This window comes from Trujillonella humicola (genome assembly GCF_046233715.1).
Taxonomy (GTDB): Bacteria; Actinomycetota; Actinomycetes; order Mycobacteriales; family Geodermatophilaceae; genus Trujillonella; species Trujillonella humicola.
In genome coordinates this window covers 1-1,350 of record NZ_JBJNRJ010000122.1, presented here as the reverse complement: position 1 = coordinate 1,350, position 1,350 = coordinate 1, and the positions used below count along the sequence as shown (strand labels likewise).

General features: G+C 72.7%; 1 protein-coding gene. It reads right to left on the bottom strand.

The genetic code is table 11. From position 1 onward, the window contains the following. Positions 1 to 817 (bottom strand): DUF222 domain-containing protein (locus ACK586_RS25350; RefSeq protein ID WP_409333306.1); only part of this gene is annotated, 817 nt, incomplete at its 3' end. Between the last annotated feature and the right edge of the window lie 533 nt (positions 818 to 1,350).

Below are 1,350 nucleotides of genomic sequence, written 5' to 3'. Positions count from 1 at the left end.
AGATGGTGGCGCCGTATCCCGTGCGCGCGGCGGTCTTGCCGGTGGCGGGGTCGGTCAGGTCGGCCAGGGGGAGCACGGCGGCGATGCCGGGTCGGCGGGCGCGCTGGACCGGCACCTGACCGGCGGCGAGGGTGGTGTCGGCCCACTGCACCAACGCGTCGGCGCGAACCTGGGACGGGCTGCGGGTGTCCCCGGCGGTGCGGGAGGCGGCGGCCATCGGCTCGAGCACCGCCTTGACCTTCTCCCCGCCCACCGGGTCCAGCTCGACGCGGAGGGTGACGGTGCGGTCGGGGTGGGTGGTGATCTGCAGGGAGCGCTGCTGCTCGGGTTCGGGTTCGGGCCCGTCAGGGTCGAGCCGGGCCAGGTAGCCGGCCACGGCCTCGGTCAGCTTCTGGAAGGTGTGGGACGCGGCGATCGTGGCCAGCGCCGCCTCCACCTGGCCCAGGTCGACGTCCTGCGCGGCGGCCATCGCCACCTGCCGGGGCGCGGCGATCTTGCTGATCTCGGTGACGTGCTCGACGCCGATCGCGCCGGCGGCGAACGCCGCGGCGGTGGCCGGTAGCAGGGCCAGCGCCCGCCCGCGGTGCACCAGCCCGGCGGCGGTCGAGCCCTTGAGCCCGGCGTGGGTGCGCAGCCAGGCCTGCATCGTCTTCAGCCCGTCGTGCTCGCAGGCGGTCCGGGCGTCGGCGACCCGCACCACCGCGGCCAGCCGGGCGGCTGCCCGGTTGTGCGCGGCGACCGCGGCGGCGACCTCGGTCAGCAGCTCACCGTCGGGCAGCGCGGCCTCGTCCACTCCCGACCCGTAGCTCGAACGCATGTACGGATTCTATCGATCGCGGGTCGGATCAGGGGAATGAATCCCCAGCTCAGCTGCCTGTCCACAAATTCGCCTGAGCTCCTGCGCCGGTCTCTGGCATCCGCTCCAAGTCGAGGAAAGGTGTCTCCCGATGCCCACGTGAATGAGCGCGACAGCCGGTTGCGGCCGACCCGCACTGTCGCGGTGAGCGCTGCGATCTGGTCCGAACTCGAGGTGCCTCGAAGCCCGACCGGCGACGAGCGTCGGTTGCTGACCCAGCTCGTCGCCGCCGTCGGGGAGTCGGCCCTGTCGCTCCAAGCAGACACGGCCGTCGTCGTCGCGACGTGCAGGTGCGGCTGCACGTCGCTCCGACTCGACAGCGGTGCTCCGCCTCTCCCGGCGACGAGGGTCGCGCAGCTTGCTGGTGATGGCCGCGACGACTTCTTCCGCATAGCGGCTCTTCTTACTTGAGGTGGGGGCTGGTCAGGCCGCCGGCGATGAGCAGCATGCGTAGCCGGTAGTTGTCGCGGTTGCGGAAGCCGCGGGCGATGCGG